This is a genomic window from uncultured Christiangramia sp., from assembly GCF_913046405.1.
Classification (GTDB): domain Bacteria; phylum Bacteroidota; class Bacteroidia; order Flavobacteriales; family Flavobacteriaceae; genus Christiangramia; species Christiangramia marina.
The window spans coordinates 1-18,315 of record NZ_CAJWRQ010000060.1; the positions used below are offsets into that span (position 1 = coordinate 1).

The 18,315-nt window shown below is 39.6% G+C and carries 16 protein-coding genes; 3 read left to right on the plus strand and 13 right to left on the minus strand.

What is annotated here, in order from left to right; translation table 11 throughout:
• Positions 1 to 67: 67 nt before the first annotated feature.
• From QZ620_RS09120 to QZ620_RS09155, 8 genes are all read right to left on the minus strand, one after another.
• A complete protein-coding gene (locus tag QZ620_RS09120) occupies positions 68 to 1,342 on the minus strand; it encodes an adenylosuccinate synthase (protein ID WP_295180940.1) in 1,275 nt (424 codons plus the stop codon).
• A 12-nt stretch (positions 1,343 to 1,354) separates the two neighbouring features.
• Positions 1,355 to 1,810 (minus strand): Fur family transcriptional regulator, encoded by a 456-nt coding sequence (locus tag QZ620_RS09125; RefSeq protein ID WP_141878269.1) that lies wholly within the window; start codon positions 1,808 to 1,810, stop codon positions 1,355 to 1,357.
• 23 nt (positions 1,811 to 1,833) lie between these two features.
• Positions 1,834 to 4,044 carry a RelA/SpoT family protein gene (locus QZ620_RS09130; RefSeq protein ID WP_295180943.1) on the minus strand — a complete coding sequence of 737 codons (2,211 nt, stop codon included), beginning with the start codon at positions 4,042 to 4,044 and terminating at the stop codon, positions 1,834 to 1,836.
• A gap of 35 nt (positions 4,045 to 4,079) precedes the next feature.
• On the minus strand, positions 4,080 to 5,318 hold the full coding sequence (locus QZ620_RS09135; protein WP_295180945.1) for a M48 family metallopeptidase: 1,239 nt from the start codon (positions 5,316 to 5,318) through the stop codon (positions 4,080 to 4,082).
• 10 nt (positions 5,319 to 5,328) lie between these two features.
• On the minus strand, positions 5,329 to 6,141 hold the full coding sequence (locus QZ620_RS09140) for a TrmH family RNA methyltransferase (protein ID WP_295180947.1): 813 nt from the start codon (positions 6,139 to 6,141) through the stop codon (positions 5,329 to 5,331).
• 111 nt (positions 6,142 to 6,252) lie between these two features.
• Positions 6,253 to 7,566: an amidohydrolase family protein gene (locus QZ620_RS09145; RefSeq protein ID WP_295180949.1), complete on the minus strand. Its 1,314-nt coding sequence runs from the start codon at positions 7,564 to 7,566 to the stop codon at positions 6,253 to 6,255.
• 10 nt (positions 7,567 to 7,576) lie between these two features.
• Positions 7,577 to 10,555 (minus strand): amidohydrolase family protein, encoded by a 2,979-nt coding sequence (locus tag QZ620_RS09150; RefSeq protein WP_295180951.1) that lies wholly within the window; start codon positions 10,553 to 10,555, stop codon positions 7,577 to 7,579.
• 84 nt (positions 10,556 to 10,639) lie between these two features.
• Positions 10,640 to 11,713: a DUF3810 domain-containing protein gene (locus tag QZ620_RS09155; protein ID WP_295180953.1), complete on the minus strand. Its 1,074-nt coding sequence runs from the start codon at positions 11,711 to 11,713 to the stop codon at positions 10,640 to 10,642.
• A 136-nt stretch (positions 11,714 to 11,849) separates the two neighbouring features.
• Here QZ620_RS09155 and QZ620_RS09160 point away from each other — a divergent pair, with 136 nt between their 5' ends.
• Positions 11,850 to 13,310, plus strand: a complete 1,461-nt coding sequence (locus QZ620_RS09160) for an aminoacyl-histidine dipeptidase (RefSeq protein WP_295180955.1) — start codon at positions 11,850 to 11,852, stop codon at positions 13,308 to 13,310.
• A 70-nt stretch (positions 13,311 to 13,380) separates the two neighbouring features.
• On the opposite strand, the gene QZ620_RS09165 is transcribed toward QZ620_RS09160, so the two are convergent.
• From QZ620_RS09165 to QZ620_RS09175, 3 genes are read right to left on the minus strand one after another with little or no spacing between them, the layout of a single operon-like run.
• Positions 13,381 to 14,514: a peptidylprolyl isomerase gene (locus QZ620_RS09165; RefSeq protein WP_295180957.1), complete on the minus strand. Its 1,134-nt coding sequence runs from the start codon at positions 14,512 to 14,514 to the stop codon at positions 13,381 to 13,383.
• Positions 14,514 to 15,086, minus strand: a complete 573-nt coding sequence (gldI, locus tag QZ620_RS09170) for a gliding motility-associated peptidyl-prolyl isomerase GldI (protein WP_295180960.1) — start codon at positions 15,084 to 15,086, stop codon at positions 14,514 to 14,516. The genes QZ620_RS09165 and gldI overlap by 1 nt, the downstream gene beginning before the upstream one ends.
• A complete protein-coding gene (locus QZ620_RS09175) occupies positions 15,083 to 16,099 on the minus strand; it encodes a bifunctional oligoribonuclease/PAP phosphatase NrnA (protein ID WP_295180962.1) in 1,017 nt (338 codons plus the stop codon). Before QZ620_RS09175 ends, gldI begins: the two co-directional genes overlap by 4 nt.
• Positions 16,100 to 16,176: 77 nt before the next feature.
• Here QZ620_RS09175 and QZ620_RS09180 point away from each other — a divergent pair, with 77 nt between their 5' ends.
• Positions 16,177 to 17,193 carry an alkaline phosphatase D family protein gene (locus tag QZ620_RS09180; protein WP_295180964.1) on the plus strand — a complete coding sequence of 339 codons (1,017 nt, stop codon included), beginning with the start codon at positions 16,177 to 16,179 and terminating at the stop codon, positions 17,191 to 17,193.
• 75 nt (positions 17,194 to 17,268) lie between these two features.
• Positions 17,269 to 17,688 (plus strand): nucleoside-diphosphate kinase, encoded by a 420-nt coding sequence (locus QZ620_RS09185; protein WP_141878257.1) that lies wholly within the window; start codon positions 17,269 to 17,271, stop codon positions 17,686 to 17,688.
• Positions 17,689 to 17,754: 66 nt separating this feature from the next.
• Here QZ620_RS09185 and QZ620_RS09190 read toward each other — a convergent pair whose 3' ends face one another.
• Together QZ620_RS09190 and QZ620_RS09195 are read right to left on the minus strand one after the other, a co-directional pair.
• Positions 17,755 to 17,979 carry a hypothetical protein gene (locus tag QZ620_RS09190; protein WP_295180968.1) on the minus strand — a complete coding sequence of 75 codons (225 nt, stop codon included), beginning with the start codon at positions 17,977 to 17,979 and terminating at the stop codon, positions 17,755 to 17,757.
• 9 nt (positions 17,980 to 17,988) lie between these two features.
• Complete coding sequence (locus QZ620_RS09195; RefSeq protein WP_295180969.1) at positions 17,989 to 18,291, minus strand: DUF721 domain-containing protein; 303 nt, start codon at positions 18,289 to 18,291, stop codon at positions 17,989 to 17,991.
• Positions 18,292 to 18,315: the final 24 nt, after the last annotated feature.

Below are 18,315 nucleotides of genomic sequence, written 5' to 3' on the forward strand. Positions count from 1 at the left end.
TCTTGTAGAAATAAAAAACAAAAAAAGCCCCACACAGGGGCTTTTTGATATATAAAATAACTTTGTATTAGCTTCTTTGAATCGTCTGACTTCTGTCTGGACCTACCGATACAATGGTAATTGGTGTTTCCAGTTCTCGCTCAAGGTACTCAACGTAGTCGTTGAATTCTTTTGGAAGCGTGCTGGCATCAGTCATTTTAGTAAGATCTTCTTTCCAGCCTTTCATCTCGGTATAGACCGGCTCAAGATTTTCAGGTTCTATATTAAATGGTAGATGATCAATAGTTTCACCTTTGTATTTATAGGCGGTACATACCTTTAAAGTATCAAAACCACTAAGTACGTCACCTTTCATCATAATCAACTGGGTGATCCCATTTACCTGGACCGCATATTTCAATGCAACCAGATCCAGCCATCCACATCTTCTCTTTCGTCCTGTAGTAGCTCCAAATTCATTACCTATTCGTCCCATCTTTTCTCCTGTCTCATCGAAAAGTTCAGTAGGGAATGGGCCGCTACCAACTCTGGTGGTATAGGCTTTAAAAATTCCAAATGCTTCCCCGATCTCGCGTGGTGCTACTCCAAGCCCGGTACATGCACCGGCCGCAGTAGTGTTGGAAGAGGTTACAAATGGGTATGTTCCAAAATCAATATCCAGTAAAGAGCCCTGGGCACCTTCAGCAAGGATTGATTTTCCATTTTTCATAGACTTGTGAAGGTAATCTTCACTGTCAATAAAAGTAAGTTCTTTCAAAGTTTCAATCGCAGTACGGAATTCTTTTTCGAGTTCCTTAAGATCATACTGTACATCCACATCATAGAATGCGATCATCTTTTCATGCTTATCTGCAAGTGCACGATAGCGATCCTGCCAGTCTGCCATTTCCAGATCTCCTACACGTAAACCATTTCTACCGGTTTTATCCATATAAGTTGGACCAATTCCTTTTAAAGTAGACCCAATCTTAGCTTTGCCTTTTGAAGCTTCAGAAGCAGCGTCAAGCAATCTATGGGTTGGAAGAATAAGATGTGCCTTTCTGGAGATTAATAGTTTAGACTTATAATCTATTCCATGTTTGGCAAGATTGTCCAGTTCTTTTTTAAAGATTACCGGGTCTATCACTACGCCGTTTCCAACAAGATTGATGCTATCATCATGAAATATTCCTGAAGGTATCGTGTGTAAAACGTGTTTTTGTCCATCAAACTCCAAAGTATGTCCTGCATTTGGACCACCCTGGAATCTGGCAATAATATCGTATTTGGAGGTAAGTACATCGACAATTTTGCCTTTTCCTTCGTCACCCCATTGAAGACCTAGTAGTAAATCTACAGCCATGAATTCTTAAACTTAGTTGGTTGATTTTTTGTTTCCGTAGAAATACAGAGAGTGTTTATTGATTTCAATATCAAAAACTTCTTCGATCGTTTGCTTGATACTTTGTATCCTTGGATCGCAGAATTCAATAACTTCTCCTGTATCTGTAAGTATGATATGATCGTGCTGCCGGTCAAAATATGATTTCTCGTATTGTGACTGATTCTGCCCAAACTGATGTTTTCTAACCAGTCCGCACTCCAGTAGGAGTTCGATCGTGTTGTATAGTGTTGCCCGGCTCACCCGATATTTCTTGTTCTTCATCATTATATACAAAGACTCAATATCGAAATGATCTTCAGAATTATAGATCTCCTGAAGAATAGCGAAACGTTCGGGTGTTTTCCGATGTCCCTTGTCTTCAAGATACTTCGTGAAAACGTTTTTTACGACCGCCTGATCGTTTTTATTTACGACTTTTTTGCTCATAATTGCCTTGCAAAGGTAAAAGTTTATTCACGGCTTACCTTGTCTATGCCGTTAATTTTTTTCAGTCGCTGGATGATCGTATTCAGGTTATTATTGTTCTTCACCACCAGCGTAATTCTTCCATTGAAAATACCATCTGAACTGTCAAAATTCAGGTTTTTCATATTCACACCCATGTTACTTGAGATCTCTTTAGTTATCTCACTTACCAATCCAAGATTATCAATTCCCTGTAATTTAATGACCGACTGGAAGTCCTGTTGAGAACTGTCAATCCATTTCGCCTGGATGATCCTGTAGGCGTAATTGGATTGTAGTTGCAATGCATTTGGACAATCTTTCTTATGAACCTTAATGCCGTCGTTTACAGAAATGAATCCGAAGACGGTATCTCCTGGAATAGGATTACAGCAATTCGCTAATTTATAATCCAGTTTCTCTTCTTCCTTACCAAACACCAGTTGATCATACTTAGCAGTGATCTCATCCTTATTAATATCGGCTGCTACCTGTGGTTTTTTGATCTTACTTTTGAAATAGCTAACCAGAGAATTGCTTCGGGAATTTGCGAAATCCTTAAGCAACTGATTGTCGATCTTTCCAATACCTACGCGATAGAAAAGATCAAGACTCGTTTTCAGATTAAAGAATACAACAAGTTCGTTGATGGACTTCTCATTAAACTGAATTTTCTGAGCTTTTAGTTTCCTTGCCAGCACAGCCTTTCCTTCCTCTGCGATCTCTTTCTTCTCATCTTTCAAGGAAGATTTGATCTTTGCACGGGCTCTTGCGGTAGTTGCATAATCCAGCCAGTTCACATTAGGCTGAGCATTATCTGAAGTGATAATTTCCACCTGGTCGCCACTTTTTAATTCGTGACTTAAAGGAACCAGTTTGCTATTTACACGAGCACCTCGAGTTCGCAATCCAATTTCTGTATGAATGCTGAAAGCAAAGTCTAATGGTGTGGATCCCTTCGGAAGAGATTTAAGATCTCCCTGAGGTGTAAAGACAAAAATCTCTTTTGAATACAGGTTAAGTTTGAACTGTTCTACAAAGTCAACGGCATTCACATCTGGATTCTCAAGTGCTTCCTGAAGTCTGGTTACCCATTCTTCAAAACCTCGTTCCTCTTTATTGTCATCCCCCTGTTTGTATTTATAGTGAGCCGCATACCCTTTCTCTGCGATCTCATTCATTCGTTCACTTCGAATCTGTACTTCCACCCATCTGCCTTTTGGTCCCATTACAGTAATATGCAGAGCTTCGTATCCTGTAGATTTTGGAGATGAGATCCAGTCTCTTAATCTAGTAGGGTTGGGACGGAAGTGATCGGTTACTATGGAATAGATCTTCCACGCCAGGAATTTCTCCTGTGATGGTTCACTTTTATAAATGATCCTAATCGCAAACTTATCATAGATCTCGTCAAAACTAATATTCTGAGTCTGGATCTTCCGGTTGATGGAATAAATGGATTTTGGTCTCCCTTTAATACTATAGTCCAGGGATTCCTTGTCCAGAGAATCCTCGATCACGCGGCTAAATGCCTTGATATAATTATCCTGATCTTCCTTACTTTCCTTGATCTTCTTTAAGATATCGTGGTATACTTCAGGATCTGTATACTTTAAACCAAGATCCTCCAATTCGGTTTTTATGTTGTAAAGTCCAATCCTGTGTGCGAGAGGAGCATAAATATATAAGGTTTCCGAAGCAATTTTAATCTGCTTATCAGGACGCATGGCATCCATCGTTTGCATATTATGTAAGCGGTCTGCAATCTTGATAATAATAACGCGAACATCATCGTTGAGCGTAAGCAGCATTTTACGGAAGTTTTCCGCCTGTAGCGAAACATCCTTATCTTTTTTAAGACTGGAAATTTTGGTGAGTCCGTCGACGATCTTGGCCACGGTCTCCCCAAACATTTTTTCGATGTTAGTAAGGGTGTATTCCGTGTCTTCCACCACATCATGCAAAAGTGCAGCAGCGATCGAAGTTGCATCCAGTCCAATCTCTGAAGCTACTATTTTCGCGACCGCTATTGGATGGAAAATATAAGCTTCACCAGATTTTCTGCGCTGATCCTTATGTGCATCTACCGCAGTATCAAACGCCTTTCGAATGAGTTTCTTGTCATCTTCGGAAAGGGTTTGGTAGCTTATGCGTAGCAATTCCTTGTATTGCCTTGCAATTTGCTTGTTCTCTTTTTCTATCGCAGCCTCGGTCATAAGTTAAAAGTACAATTAAGATAAAAAGTAAACAACTAAATACGTGCCTTCAAATTCTGAAATCTTTGCAGTAAACTCGGGTGTGAGTAATGTACGAAAATATAGATTTTATGAGGAGTTAAGTTGCTCAATGTATTTCCGGATAACTTTTTTAAACTACTTATCAGGTATTGTGCGTTGTAGGTTTTACTCGCATAATCATCAGCCTGGTATTCAAACTTTCTCGAAATGTAATTCATAACAAGACCGGTTACTTCTGAAATCGGACTATATAATATTCCGAAGGCAATCAGGCCAATATGAAAACTTGGATCGCTTACGCTTAATGCTGAAGATAGTACGGGACTACCTACAAACAAGGATAGTAGCCATAAAGTGAATCCTGTAGTAGCTATTGAAGCAATTAAATTGAAAACAATATGTTTCTTTTTATAATGACCAACCTCGTGTGCCAGGACTGCGACGATCTCTTCTTCATCCAGATCATTGATCAAAGTGTCATATAAGGTAATTCTTTTTTCTGAACCAAAACCGGAAAAATAAGCATTGGCTTTAGTGGAACGTTTGGAGCCATCGACTACAAAGATATTATCCAGCTGGAATCCTACTTTCTGCGCATAAGCTTCGATTTTAGTTCTCAAACTACCTGATTCCAGAGCGGTTTGCTTATTAAAAAGCGGAACGATCAATTTTGCATAGAACATATTCATGAAAACAGCGAAGACAGATACTACTATCCATGCATACCACCAGAAATCTTCACCTGCTATTTGATAGAACCAAACGATCAAAGCTAAGATCCCACCACCCACGATCATGGTCATTAAGAGACCTTTTAATTTATCTATTATAAATGTTTTAGCACTGGTCTTATTAAATCCATATTTTTCTTCAATTACAAAGGTGCTATACCAGGAAAAAGGGGTTGTAAGCAGGTCACTGCCAATGATGATGATGCCGAAGAATATAAGAGCTATCACAATAGGATTGCTTGAAAACTCACGTGCAATAACATCTACCGCGGCAAAGCCTTCGAAAACCAGAAAAAGTATCGTAAGAATTACTGAAAAACCAGAGGAGAGCAGGCCAAACTTAAAACGTTCTTTTTTGTATTGCTGAGACTTTTCGTACTTCTCATCATCGTACACATCTGTCAGTTCCGCGGGTATAGGATCATCGAAATGTTTGGCATTCAACGTATCAAGGAGGGTGTCGAAAAGAAAATCAGCGATCACGACTCCTAGGATGGTATAATAAAGAGTTTCAGCTTGCAAATTATAAAGTTTAAAGATTAAAGCCCCGTTGTCTTCGTGCTTCAAAAATGAGAATACCAGCTGCGACCGATACGTTCATACTATCGATAGCACCCTGCATGGGAATAATAATATTCTGAAGAGATTGTTCGCGCCATTCTTCGCTAAGCCCTGTGGCTTCGGTTCCCACGACAATTGCGGTTGGTCCTTTCAAATCAACTTCGTGGTAAGGTTTGGCGGCCTGTAAAATGGCTGCATAAACATTAATATTCTTATTCCGAAGAAATTCTATGATTTCTGAAGTTTCCCCGGTGGCAATCCTGTTTGTGAAAACACAACCTACGCTACTTCTGATGATATTCGGATTATAGAGATCTGTTTTAGGGTTTGCAATAATGACCGCGTCTACCGCAGCAGCATCGGCAGTCCTTAGGATAGCGCCAATATTTCCTGGTTTTTCCGGTGCTTCAGCGACCAATATCAAAGGAGAGGTTGAGATGAAGTCTAAATCTTCCAGTTTATTTTCAAGGGTACGAAAAACGGCAATGACTCCTTCGGTACTACCTCTATAAGCGATTTTCTCGTATACTTCCTGGGAAAGTTCAGTGATCTGTTCTGTATGTTGATCGCCTTTCTTTACAAGATCAAGCACCTCCTGAAATTCTATCTTTTCAGGAACATAATACAGGTGAAGCAGTTCATAGTGATGCGCTACGGCAAGACTTGTTTCCCTCAAGCCCTCAACAAGAAATGCATTTTCCTTTCTTCTAATTCTTGATTTTTCCTGCAATTGAAGCAGCCACTTCACTTCCTTGTTCTGCAGACTGGTGATTTTTTTCAACATATTTGCAAAAGTAAGTAGATATTAGGCATAAAAAAAGTTGCCCGAAGAGTAGAGTGGAAGCTTCGCAGCATTTCCATTCCAGTCCTTCGGGCAACTTTGAAATTAGTTTAATTACTTGGATTCCTGCTCGCTGTATTTTTTGGAATAGCGTTTCCAAAGTTCAGTTTGATGTGTCTCCAGGCTTAGTTCCCTTCCGTCTATAAATGCATGAGATAGAATATTGGTACGCATATCGAGTGCATCACCTTCAGAAATGAAAAGAGTCGCAGATTTCCCTTTTTCGAGAGTTCCGTAATCACTATCAATTCCAAGGATCTTTGCATTGTTGGCAGTAATAAGACTTAGAGCATCTTCTTTGTCCATACCAAATGCAGCTACCGTTCCAGCATAGAAAGGTAGATTTCTGGTATTCATACGTTCCATTTGTCCGCTGCTTTCCAATCCAACCACGACTCCTGCATCATGCAGTAATTTTGCCAGTTTATATGGCTGGTCGTAATCTTCGTAAGCATTATCTGGAGTGCTGTGTGGTCTGTTCACCAATACCGGGATCTCTGCATTTTTCAATTCTGAAGCGATCGCAAGCGCGTCGTAACCTCCAACAATTACTACAGAAGAAAGCTCATTTTCTTTTTTGAACTGAATAATATCCAGGATTTCTTTTTCACCATCAGCGTGTATAAATACCTTTTTATCTCCGCTAAAAATTTTTTCCATGGCTAAGAATGGCAGGTTTTGATCATTTCTATGACCATTTAAATAAGCTTTTGAGGAAGCGAAGAAATCTGATAATTTCTGAATTTCTTCGGTATACTCTTTATTAGGCTTAAGCCCCGGGTCTTCACCTCTCCACCAGCGACCACGTCTAAATGAATCGGGCCAGTTGATATGCAGACCATCATCAGCTTTTACAGTAGCATCTTCCCAGTTCCATGCATCAAATTGTACGATGGAAGAAGTTCCGGAGATCAACCCGCCTCGAGGAACCACCTGTCCCAGAAGTACACCGTTTGGTCTCATGGATTCTACGATCTTACTTTCTGTATTATAGGCGATCAGGCTTCTTACATTGGGAAGCATATCACCCATTTCATCCTGATCTTCCGTAGCTTTTACAGAAGCGATCTCTACCAGTCCAAGCGTGGTATTCGGAGCTATAATTCCTGGATATACATGTTTTCCTGTAGCATCGATCTGTTTGCCTGGATATTGTCTTTTGGTGAGGTCTGCGGCTATGATCTCAGTAATTTTGCCGTCCTCAAGAATAATTAGGCTATTCTCGATTACTTCACCATTTCCAATATGAGCGGTAGCACCAACAATGCTGATAGCTTCCGCCTGTTCTGGTGCCGGGGTTTGCTGTGCAAAACTATTTCCGCAGAAAAGTAAGCTCAGCAATCCTATATATAAATTTAATTTTTTCATCTTCAATATATTATTTTACAGCTTCTAAAAGATCACAGTGTACATGCTGCTTTTCTTTCTTTTTCACTGGTTGTGTTTTAACTCCACTGTTCTTTTCCTTCAGCATTTGGCTTACAAGACTGCTTCTTTCTTTCTGAATTTCCTTGCGAAGTTCCAGATCTCTATCCTTATCAAAATAAACAACACCTTCTACCATTGTTTTCTCCGGAACCGCATAAATAGAAAGTGGATGATCATTCCAAAGGACAAGATCTGCCTGTTTTCCGGTTTTGATACTACCAACTAAATCATCTACATGTAGTAATTTTGCAGGATTGATCGTAACCATTTTCCAGGCGTCTTCTTCGCTCATTCCACCATACTTCACACTTTTAGCAGCTTCCTGGTTAAGTCTGCGACTCATTTCGGCATCATCACTATTAATAGCTACGGTGATGCCAACATCGTTCATGATCGCTGCATTATAAGGGATAGCATCGTTCACTTCGTATTTGTAGGCCCACCAGTCTGAGAATGTTGAAGCTCCAACACCGTGTTCTTTCATTTTATCTGCCACCTTGTAACCTTCAAGGATGTGAGTGAACGTGTTGATATTAAAATCGAACATTTCAGCAACATTCATCAACATATTGATCTCACTCTGGATATAAGAATGGGAAGTGATAAAACGTTCGCCATTAAGGATCTCCACAAGAGTTTCCATTTCAAGATCTTTTCTGAAATTGTCTCCTGCAGCCTGCTTCTCTTTTTCATAAGCCTTAGCTCGACTGAAGTAATCTATAAATACCTGTTCCACACCCATTCTTGTCTGCGGAAAGCGATTTCCACTCCAGTTTGATTGTTTTACGTTTTCGCCGAGTGCAAATTTTATAAAAGGCGGAGCCTGTTCGAAGATCAAATCATCTGCAGGAGCTCCCCATTTTAATTTCAGGATCGCAGATCTACCTCCAATTGGGTTTGCAGATCCATGTAATAACTGAATGGTCGTAACACCACCAGCCAGGTTACGGTAAATATTGATATCTGTAGGATCAACTACATCTTCCATAGTCACTTCAGCAGAAGAATTATGGCCTGCTTCATTAATATCTGATGCTGCGATATGTGAATGCTCATCAATGATCCCGGCAGTAAGATGTTTACCGGTTGCATCGATAATTTTTGCTCTGCCGACATTAAGGTCTGTTCCAACCTTAACGATCTTTCCGTCCTTTACAAGTACATCGGTATTTTCAAGAACACCTTCATCTTCGCTGGTCCACACGGTAGCATTTTTGAAAAGTACATCTTCCTGCTCTGGTCTTTCCTTAAAGCCATAAGCAACATTTGGATAGGTTACCGCGATCAACTCACGGGTATTATCCTCTTCTTTTTTCTCTTCATCTTTCTTTTCATCCTCTTTTTTGGCGTCTTTCATAGTAGCCTCAAAACGGGTTTCCCTGCCACCAGGTAGAATTGCCTTCCCTGAAAAATTCTTCGAATTTGTTGGAACGTTCGCCACAAGCCTAATGAATTCGGTCTTAGTAGTGTCTGGAGAAGAGATCAATAAATTCATCCAGTTTTCTGAAATGCTCAGTTTTGATCCAATTTTGGTCTCATCTAAGGTCACTTCAGCATTTGGCTTAGCCGGTTCTCCGGTGATCGCCAGCGTATAGGTTTTTCCGTCCAGTTTCAGGTCGTATTTCCCGGTTATATCGGTAACGTCCATACTATTAAGCACCTTCTTCTCTCCCTGAATCCAGTTCTCAAATAAGGTCGTTTCCTTATCAAAAAAGTCTCCGGAAGTGATCAGGAAATTTGCCCAGGCACCTTCTTTAATCGTACCAATCTTCCCTTCCTGGCCCAGTGTTCTAGCAGGTATAGTAGTTAGAGCCGCTAAAGCTGCTTCTTTGGTCAATCCAAATTCCATCGCTTTCATTAAATTGGATTTGAAATCTTTAGCGGGATCGATATCATGTGTAGTGATCGTGAATGGAATCTTCTGTTCTTCTAACATAGCTAAATTTGAAGGAGCCTGATTCCATTCTCTCATTTCTTCCAGACCAAGATGCTTAGTAAGATATGGGTCTTCCACATCAAAAGCTGCAGGGAATTTTAGCGGAATTATATACGTAGCATTGGAGCTTTTTACTTTATCCAGTCGCTGGTATTCTTTCCCACTTCCCAGGAGTACGTATTGGATACCAAATTCGTCACCTACTTTATCTGCTCTAAATTCGTTTAGTAAATTATCTGACGCAAAGATCTGAACCAGATTCTTATTGTTATTTAAAGCTTCCAGAGCAAGGTCTTTATTCTTCGCATTCCCTTTCGCATACCAGTCGGCATCGATATAAGTTTGTCTAATAAGTGCAGTAGCACCCATTAGAGAAGTAGGGTAGGACTGCCTTGATAGAACGCTTTTGTCAAAAGAAAGGTATTGTGCAGATCTGTCATCAAGAATTCGGTCACCTTCGCTAACTTCAGGAGTCAAAGCAACCAGCATTCCAGAGCCACGTACAATTCCATCTGGAACATGAGTATTTACAGCACCAAATCCAGCTTCCAGCAATTTTTTGGCTTCATCAGCATCATACTTGAAATGAGCCACCGCATTAGTTTCTGGGCGAATATGATCGTTCCAGTAAAAACCTTCGCGATTAGCATCATATTGCGGACCGTTTCCACCTTCCACGCGTTTTGGTTTACCTATTCCAAAACTTGAATAGAGGTCAATAAAAGAAGGATATACCTCTTTTCCTGCAAGGTCAACCACGATACTGTTTTTTGGAATAGAAATATTCTTTCCAACAGCAGTTATTTTTCCATCCTGAATGGCAAACATTCCGTTTTCAATGGTTGTCTTTGGATCCACGTGAATCCTGGCATTTTTAAAGACGGTGTAATTGGTGTTTTCTGTTTTAACACCATCGTTCTTTGGGAAATAATCCTGTGCATATGCAGAGCTAACACTCAGGACTATTCCCAAAAGCAGAAATTTTAATTTCATAAAAGTGGGTAGTTTTTGGAAATATAGATTGATTAAAATTTTAAGAGCCTTAAAGTACTAAAAATAGCAGAACTGTTAATCTTCCTACAGGTCGTTTCTTGAATCTTTATAGTAATTAACGAGTAGTGCCACCACATAACTGTAACTTTTCATACCTCCGGCCTGATTATTGGCGATTAAATAGCGATTATAGGTCGCAGCGAAGATTGGCTCTAATGGATTCTCATGCTCAAGCCAGAATTCCTGTACTTCCCGATAATTCTCAATGATTCCAGGGTTCATGCTCTCCAGTAACCGGTCTCCTTCCTCTTTATCTCTTCTGAAGATTTCACTCAAACAATAACTCAAAGCAAAAGTATAGCCGGAATATCTAAAATGAGGATCTGTATGGTTCATAGTGACCAGACAGGCGATGAAATTTGCTTCATTTTCTTTGGCGAAACCCAATTGATGTCCTATTTCGTGGCTGGCTGTAGTGGGTATTTTGTAAGGAACAATAATACTGTTCAGCTGTGCTTCGTTGGTCAAAGGATTTAGATAACCGTTAAAACCCATATAGCTTAGAGGAATACTGTAAATCGATCTCTTCAGTGAATTCCCTTGATAGTTTAATTCAGGATAATTCAGAGCTATATGATCATAACCTTCAATAGTTCTTCGGAAGAGCTCATTTTTTGAAAGTTTAAATTGTACGGAAGCCGAATCATTTTCAGCTAAATGATCATGCAGTTCATTGGATCTGCTGATGAGTATTTCTGAAAGTGTTACTAATTCTTCGGTAGTATAATCATTATCAATCTCAAGAGTTTTGTGTAATGGCTGGCGGTAATAATTAAAACCCCAGAAAAGATGAAAGCAAAAATAAATGATCGACAATGCAGCAAGCGAATCGGGAATCCATTGTTTTGGATTCTTGAATTTCTGACTAAATCTTCTCCATATCCATTTCAGTAGTAAGATCACCAATAATGCGTACAGAAGATCACCTAGGGAAAATGGTAGAATCCCGATGCTATATCTCAAAATACTGGAGATCACCGGGTAGATTCCGTTGGAATAATAGGTTTCGATAAAAAGAGATCCTCTATTAAGCAAGCTCAATAATATGACCTGAACAGGTAATAGGATCGCAAGAATGAGGGTTGTTTTCTTATTCACATTTTAAAAGTACAAATAATTCATATCTGGCCTAACTTCAGCAAAGATGAAAGCGGTTAAATTATACAGAATGTCAAGGAATTTTTGTTTCAGCAGCTTAAAAGGTATCTTTGAAAACAATTGAAGAATTATAGATATGAACGAAGAAATAAGAGCATTAGAACCAAAAATATTATGGAATAAATTCGCCGATCTTAACGCGGTGCCACGGCCTTCCAAAAAAGAAGAAAGGGTTATTGAATTCATTAAAAAATTTGGTAACGATCTTGACTTAAAGACCGAAGTTGACTCTGTAGGTAACGTAGTGATCTACAAACCAGCTACTACAGGTTTGGAAAACAGAAAAAAGATTGTGCTACAGGCTCACCTGGATATGGTGCACCAGAAAAATAATGATACAGACTTCGATTTTGATACACAGGGAATCGAGATGTATGTAGATGGAGACTGGGTTCGAGCAAAAGGAACTACGTTAGGAGCCGACAATGGTCTGGGCGTGGCTACTATGATGGCGATACTGGAAAGCGATTCTATAGAGCACCCTGCAATCGAAGCTTTGTTTACAATAGATGAAGAAACCGGGATGACCGGTGCGAAAGGTTTAAGCCCCGATCTTCTGGAAGGTGATATTTTATTGAATCTTGATACAGAAGAGGATGACGAAATTGGTATAGGTTGTGCCGGTGGTGTGGATATCACAGCAAGCAGAACTTACAAAGTAGAAAGCACTCCAGATTCCTACCGTGCCTTTGCTATAAAGGTCAAAGGACTTATGGGTGGACATTCAGGTATGGATATCATTAAAGGACTGGCCAATGCTAATAAATTAATGAATCGCCTGCTTCTTAATACTACGGAAGAATATAAGCTTAGACTCTCATCGATCAATGGTGGAGGATTAAGAAATGCAATTCCAAGAGAAAGTGAAGCGATCATTGCTTTGCCTGAAACTGAAGAAGAAAGTTTTAAAAAAGAACTGGATAAAAGGATCACTCTAATAAAAGCTGAATTTTCTTCTTTGGAACCTAATATGAAGATCGAAATTCAAAACGTTCCTTCTGAAGTTGAGGTTATGGATATTGATTCTCAGAAACAGCTATTGCTGGCACTTGCAGCGGCACACAACGGAGTTTATAGAATGAGTCCGGAGATCGAAGATCTTGTAGAAGCTTCAAATAATGTTGCAAAAGTTAGTGTTGAAGAAGGGAAGATCGAGATCAAGTGTTTGACAAGAAGCTCTGTTGAATCCAGTCGTGATGATCTGGCTGATTCTCTAAAATCTGTCTTTGAACTGGCAGGTTTTGATGTAAAACTGTCTGGAGAATACCCTGGATGGGCTCCGAATAGTGATTCAGATATTCTAAAAACTCTGGATGAGATCTACGAAAGAATGAATGGTGAAAAAGCAAATATTGCAGCATGTCATGCAGGTCTGGAATGTGGCATCATTGGAAGCCATTATCCTGAAATGGATATGATCTCCTTTGGACCAACGATTCGCGGAGCTCACTCACCAGATGAACGGGCTAGTATTAGCTCTGCTCAGAAATACTGGAAATTTTTATTAGAGGTGTTAAAAAATATTCCGGAGAACTAGGAATGTTTTTCTTTAAACAAAAAATCCCCCGTGCAGATGCACGGGGGATTTTTTTATGACTGATCTTTAACTATTCCTGATCTTCTCCTGCAATTCCAACTACAGAGATCTTAAATACAAGATCTGAGTTTGGCGGAATTGCTCTGCCATAGCCTCTTTCTCCATAACCTAAATGGCTTGGGATAAAAGCAACAACTTCGTCACCAACCTGCATCTGCTGGATAGCTTCTTTAAATCCAGGGATCATTGGTGCATCTGGTCCATAAACTACATCCATTGGCTGGTAACCCATAGCCTGGTCTCTTCTATGGTCATAAATACCAAATTCCTCAGCAAGTTCTTTTTTATTAGTGTCAAAGATCTTCCCGTCTGCGAAGTAACCTTCATAATTCACTTTTACTGTTTGTCCCTGCTTAGGCTGAGTTCCTTCACCTTCAGTAATAAAATGTAATTTTAATCCGCTTTCCAGAGAATCTGCTTTTGCTTCCAGGGCAGCAAACTCTTCCACTCTTTTAGATCTTACTTCCTGTAGCTCTTTTTCTTTAGCTTCATTTTCAGCTTCAAGATCTGCAAGTTCCTGTTCAAAAACTTTAGGCGCCTCAAAATTCTTAGCAGCTTTTCCCTTTCTAATGATGTTCACCTCATTCATGGTTATATCTTTCACAGGACGGTCTCTAGGACCAGTTTCGGTCTTTCCAATCGCTTCAACGACATCCATACCTTTTACCACTTTTCCGAAGACCGTATGCTTGCCATCAAGCTGCATTACCGGTTCCAGAGTGATAAAAAACTGACTCCCATTGGTTCCAGGACCTGCATTCGCCATAGATAAAATTCCTTTCTCATCATGACTCAAAGAATCCTTGAATTCATCAGGGAATTTATAACCCGGTCCACCGCTACCGGTTCCCATAGGATCTCCACCCTGGATCATGAATCCATCGATCACACGGTGAAATACGATACCGTCATAATATTTTTTACCTTTAAAAGTACTGTCTACCATGGTGCTGCTTCCTTCAGAAAGGGAAACGAAATTAGCAACGGTCATAGGAGTTTCCTCATGATAAAGCTCAGCGATGATCGGCCCCATAGAGGTGTTAAACTCAACATACATCCCGTCTTCAAGTTCCGGGTATTCTTCTTTACATGAAAATAAGCTAATCGCAACGGCGAAAAGCACAAATAAACTTTTTGTCCTCATTATTGTTCTTTGGTTTCTGTGTTTGATTGTTCTTCTTCCTTTATAGAGTGTAAGGTCACTTTAGCGCTAATAGGTTTATTGCTTCCAATACGTTCCTGATCTCCGTAATAACCGAATGCTTTGTGAGATGGGAATAGGAATGTTACTGTTTCACCTTCTTTCATTAACTTAAGACCCTGGCGAAGCCCGGTAAATAATTTTTCACGATCTATAGCATATTCCCGGGTAGGCTTGTCACCTTCAGCATAGATAGCTTCTCCTTCAATGGTCGAGATACTATAATCAAAGGTTACGATATCGCCAAATTCGGGAGTTTCAGTATTAAGACTGTCCAGTGACCTGTTGTTATAGTAATACCAGAATCCATCTGCTGAGGTTATATATTCCGTACTGGTATTTTCTCCCATTACCTGTTTGATATAATCTTCTTCCTGCGCGATCATTTCCCTGTTCTTTTCTACAGATTGATCGATATACGAACCACTGCTTTGGGAAACCGGATAACGTGCTTCAGGAGATTTACAGGAAACTATGGCAATTGCCATTACTATTAGAAATAGAAACTTTTTCATTGGGTTAATTCTTGCTCGTATTCAGGTAGGATCTTATTAAATTTTACGATCGTATCATTCATGGAAAGATCACTTTTTCCTCCGGCCGCATTTATATGTCCGCCACCTTCAAAATGTGCCCGCGCAAATTTGTTCACATCGAAAGTTCCTTTAGACCTGAAACTAATTTTTATGATCTTCTCACTCTCATTCTCAATAAAAATGACTGCAAATTTAATTCCATCCAGACTTAAACCATAATTTACAAAACCTTCGGTATCACCTTTCTTAAAATTATGACGGTCCAACTCTTCCTGTGTAAGGCTGATGTAAGCGGTATTAAATTCTGTAATCACTTTTAAATTCTGAAGTGCGGTTCCAAGCAATTGCAGTTTATTTCCAGAATTGGTATCGTAGATATTATTATGAATCTCAGAGTTTTTCGCTCCTTTGTCCATCAGGTCTGCGATAACACGATGCGTATCACTGGAAGTAGAGCTAAATCTGAAACTTCCGGTATCTGTCATGATTCCGGTGTATAAGCAGGTAGCAATTTCAGGAGTGATCTGTTTGCTAGCACGTAGCTTTTCAATGAATTTATGTACCATCTCACAGGTAGAACTCATCGTGGAATCACTATAAGTATAATGAGCGTAATCTGAAGGTTCCTGGTGGTGATCTATCATAACGAAAACAGCATCGGAAGCTCTAAGCGAATCTACCATTCCGCCGCATCGTGATAGATCATTAAAATCAAGTGTAAAAACGATCTGAGCTTCAGCGATCAATTGATCTGAAACTTCTTTTTGCTGCTCATAAATATAAACTTCCTCACTACCTGGAAGCCACTTTAAAAAATGTGGATAATCGTTAGGAGCAATAACATTCGCTTTATGACCTTTATCTCTTAAAAAATGCATTAATCCAAGCGTAGAGCCTATCGCATCACCATCGGGTCCTTTGTGCGGAACGATCACGATATTATCTGCCTTTGCCAGTTCTGCCGTGATTTCGAGTATTCTTGTGTCTATCATAATCGAGGTTAAATATACAATATAATAACACTATAGAAACAGTGGAAGCCTTAAATTTGAGCTTGCAAATTACGACTATGAAACAAAGATTTCTAATATTTCTATTGGTATTCAGCCTTGTGTCCTGTGGGTCTAGCGAAGACATTAAGCTGGAGAAAGAACCAGATTATATCATTGCTTTTGGAAGCTGTAACCGGGAAGATGCACCCCAGCCTTTATGGAATGAAATTCTTAAAAATAAACCCGATGTTTTCTTGTGGGGAGGCGATAATGTATATGCAGATACAGATGTTCCTGAAGTTTTAAGCGAGGCTTATGCTGTTCAGAAGAATAATGACGGATATCAAAAGTTACTTAGCAGCGTGCCAGTCTATGGGGTTTGGGATGATCACGATTACGGCCAGAACGATGGAGGTAAGGATTATGAGATTAAAGAAGAAAGTCAGCAATATTTCCTTGACTTCATGGGTGTCGCGAAAAATGATCCAAGAAGAGACCAGGAAGGTATCTATAGTTCAGAGATGCTGGAGACTCCCAAAGGTTCAATAAAAGTGATCATGTTGGATACCCGTTATTTTCGAGATGATTTGCTTAGGAACAGTGATGCGAACAGGCGCTATGAGCCTTACAGTGGTACCATTCTTGGCCAACAGCAATGGAGCTGGTTACAAAATGAGCTTGAAACTTCGAATGCGCAGTTCAATATTATTCTTTCCAGTATCCAGATACTTTCAGATGAACACGGATTTGAAACCTGGGGTAATTTCCCTTCGGAAGCACAAAAACTAAAAAGTGTTATTGTTACTTCGGAAGTAAAAAATGTCATCCTGTTAAGCGGTGATCGGCATATTTCTGAATTTTCCGAAGAAAGAATCAATGGGCTTAGCTATCCATTGGTAGACTTCACCAGTAGCGGACTCACCCATACCTACGAAGCTTTTGACGGTGAGCCGAATGAGCATAGAGTAGGAGAGGTGGTAAGTAAAAAGAGTTTTGGCTTATTGAAATTTGACTTTGAGAATTCGAGAGTAAGTATGGAAATGCGCGGACTTAATAACCGTAAACAGCAGGATTATATCGTTGAATTCCAGTAAGTCAACATATTGCAAGAAAGGACTTGTTTATGCCCATAAATAATTTATTTTTGCACCAAATTTAAAAACCAGATAATGGCAGATAATAGAACATTCACCATGATTAAGCCAGATGCAGTTGAAAACGGGCATATTGGTGGAATATTAGATCAAATCACCGCTTCAGGATTTAGAATCGTAGCGATGAAACTTACTCACATGACTAAGAGAGATGCTGAAACTTTTTATGCTGTGCATAATGAGCGTCCATTTTTCGGAGAATTGGTTGAATTCATGACTCGCGGACCTATTGTTGCTGCGATCCTTGAGAAAGACAATGCTGTTGAAGATTTCAGAACATTGATCGGTGCTACAAATCCAGAAGATGCTGCTGAAGGAACTATCAGAAAAAAATATGCTACCAGTATTGGGGAGAACGCTGTTCACGGAAGTGATAGTGACGAGAATGCACAAATTGAAGGTGCTTTCCATTTCGCAGGTAGAGAGATGTTCTAGTTAGAGCTTATCAAATAAAGAAAAACCCGGACTGATAAGTCCGGGTTTTTTTGTTATGAGAAATTGCTAAATTTCAATTGGTTTCGTAAACCAGGACCATTTAAAAATATAGCTATCACCTTCCTTTGCGGGGTGTAGCCGTGGAGAAATGCCAACCGTAATAAGAGCTGTAATTAATGTATTCGCTATACCATCCAGCTCAAAGAAATATCTTAGAATTTCATTGATTGCCATCATAAGTCCGGTAAAAACCAGTAAAAAGGCTAGGAAATATTTCAGTCTCTTATTCATAATTGTAGATTAACGTAAAACCAATTTTCTCACCAATTCCTGGTTCATTTCCTCGTTAAGGTTTCTAATGATCTTTTCCTTCCCGTAACTTAATTCCTCTCTAAGTACAGAAGAACTCAATTGCACGAACAGCGTGTCATGCTTCAGTTTAAGTCCGGTAGTGTATTTTGCAATTGCAGGCCCCATCTGGTTGTTCCATACTTCCCGTATCTGTACCTGGTTTAATCCCTTCGTGTCAAGCTTGTTCTCGCCTACAAAACTTTTCAGCAGATCACCGAGGACCATTTCCTCATTCTTTCGTCTCTTCTTCATTTGTGCTAATTAAAGGTTCGTATT

Bases quoted from the DNA above. Each gene is read 5' to 3' on its own strand.
- QZ620_RS09195 (WP_295180969.1), bottom strand. From the start codon at position 18,291: ATGAAGAAGAGACGAAAGAATGAGGAAATGGTCCTCGGTGATCTGCTG.
- QZ620_RS09185 (WP_141878257.1), top strand. From the start codon at position 17,269: ATGGCAGATAATAGAACATTCACCATGATTAAGCCAGATGCAGTTGAA.
- QZ620_RS09145 (WP_295180949.1), bottom strand. From the start codon at position 7,566: ATGAAAAAATTAAATTTATATATAGGATTGCTGAGCTTACTTTTCTGC.
- gldI (WP_295180960.1), bottom strand. From the start codon at position 15,086: ATGAAAAAGTTTCTATTTCTAATAGTAATGGCAATTGCCATAGTTTCC.
- QZ620_RS09165 (WP_295180957.1), bottom strand. From the start codon at position 14,514: ATGAGGACAAAAAGTTTATTTGTGCTTTTCGCCGTTGCGATTAGCTTA.
- QZ620_RS09140 (WP_295180947.1), bottom strand. From the start codon at position 6,141: ATGTTGAAAAAAATCACCAGTCTGCAGAACAAGGAAGTGAAGTGGCTG.
- QZ620_RS09190 (WP_295180968.1), bottom strand. From the start codon at position 17,979: ATGAATAAGAGACTGAAATATTTCCTAGCCTTTTTACTGGTTTTTACC.
- QZ620_RS09175 (WP_295180962.1), bottom strand. From the start codon at position 16,099: ATGATAGACACAAGAATACTCGAAATCACGGCAGAACTGGCAAAGGCA.
- QZ620_RS09125 (WP_141878269.1), bottom strand. From the start codon at position 1,810: ATGAGCAAAAAAGTCGTAAATAAAAACGATCAGGCGGTCGTAAAAAAC.
- QZ620_RS09150 (WP_295180951.1), bottom strand. From the start codon at position 10,555: ATGAAATTAAAATTTCTGCTTTTGGGAATAGTCCTGAGTGTTAGCTCT.
- QZ620_RS09180 (WP_295180964.1), top strand. From the start codon at position 16,177: ATGAAACAAAGATTTCTAATATTTCTATTGGTATTCAGCCTTGTGTCC.
- QZ620_RS09160 (WP_295180955.1), top strand. From the start codon at position 11,850: ATGAACGAAGAAATAAGAGCATTAGAACCAAAAATATTATGGAATAAA.
- QZ620_RS09130 (WP_295180943.1), bottom strand. From the start codon at position 4,044: ATGACCGAGGCTGCGATAGAAAAAGAGAACAAGCAAATTGCAAGGCAA.
- QZ620_RS09120 (WP_295180940.1), bottom strand. From the start codon at position 1,342: ATGGCTGTAGATTTACTACTAGGTCTTCAATGGGGTGACGAAGGAAAA.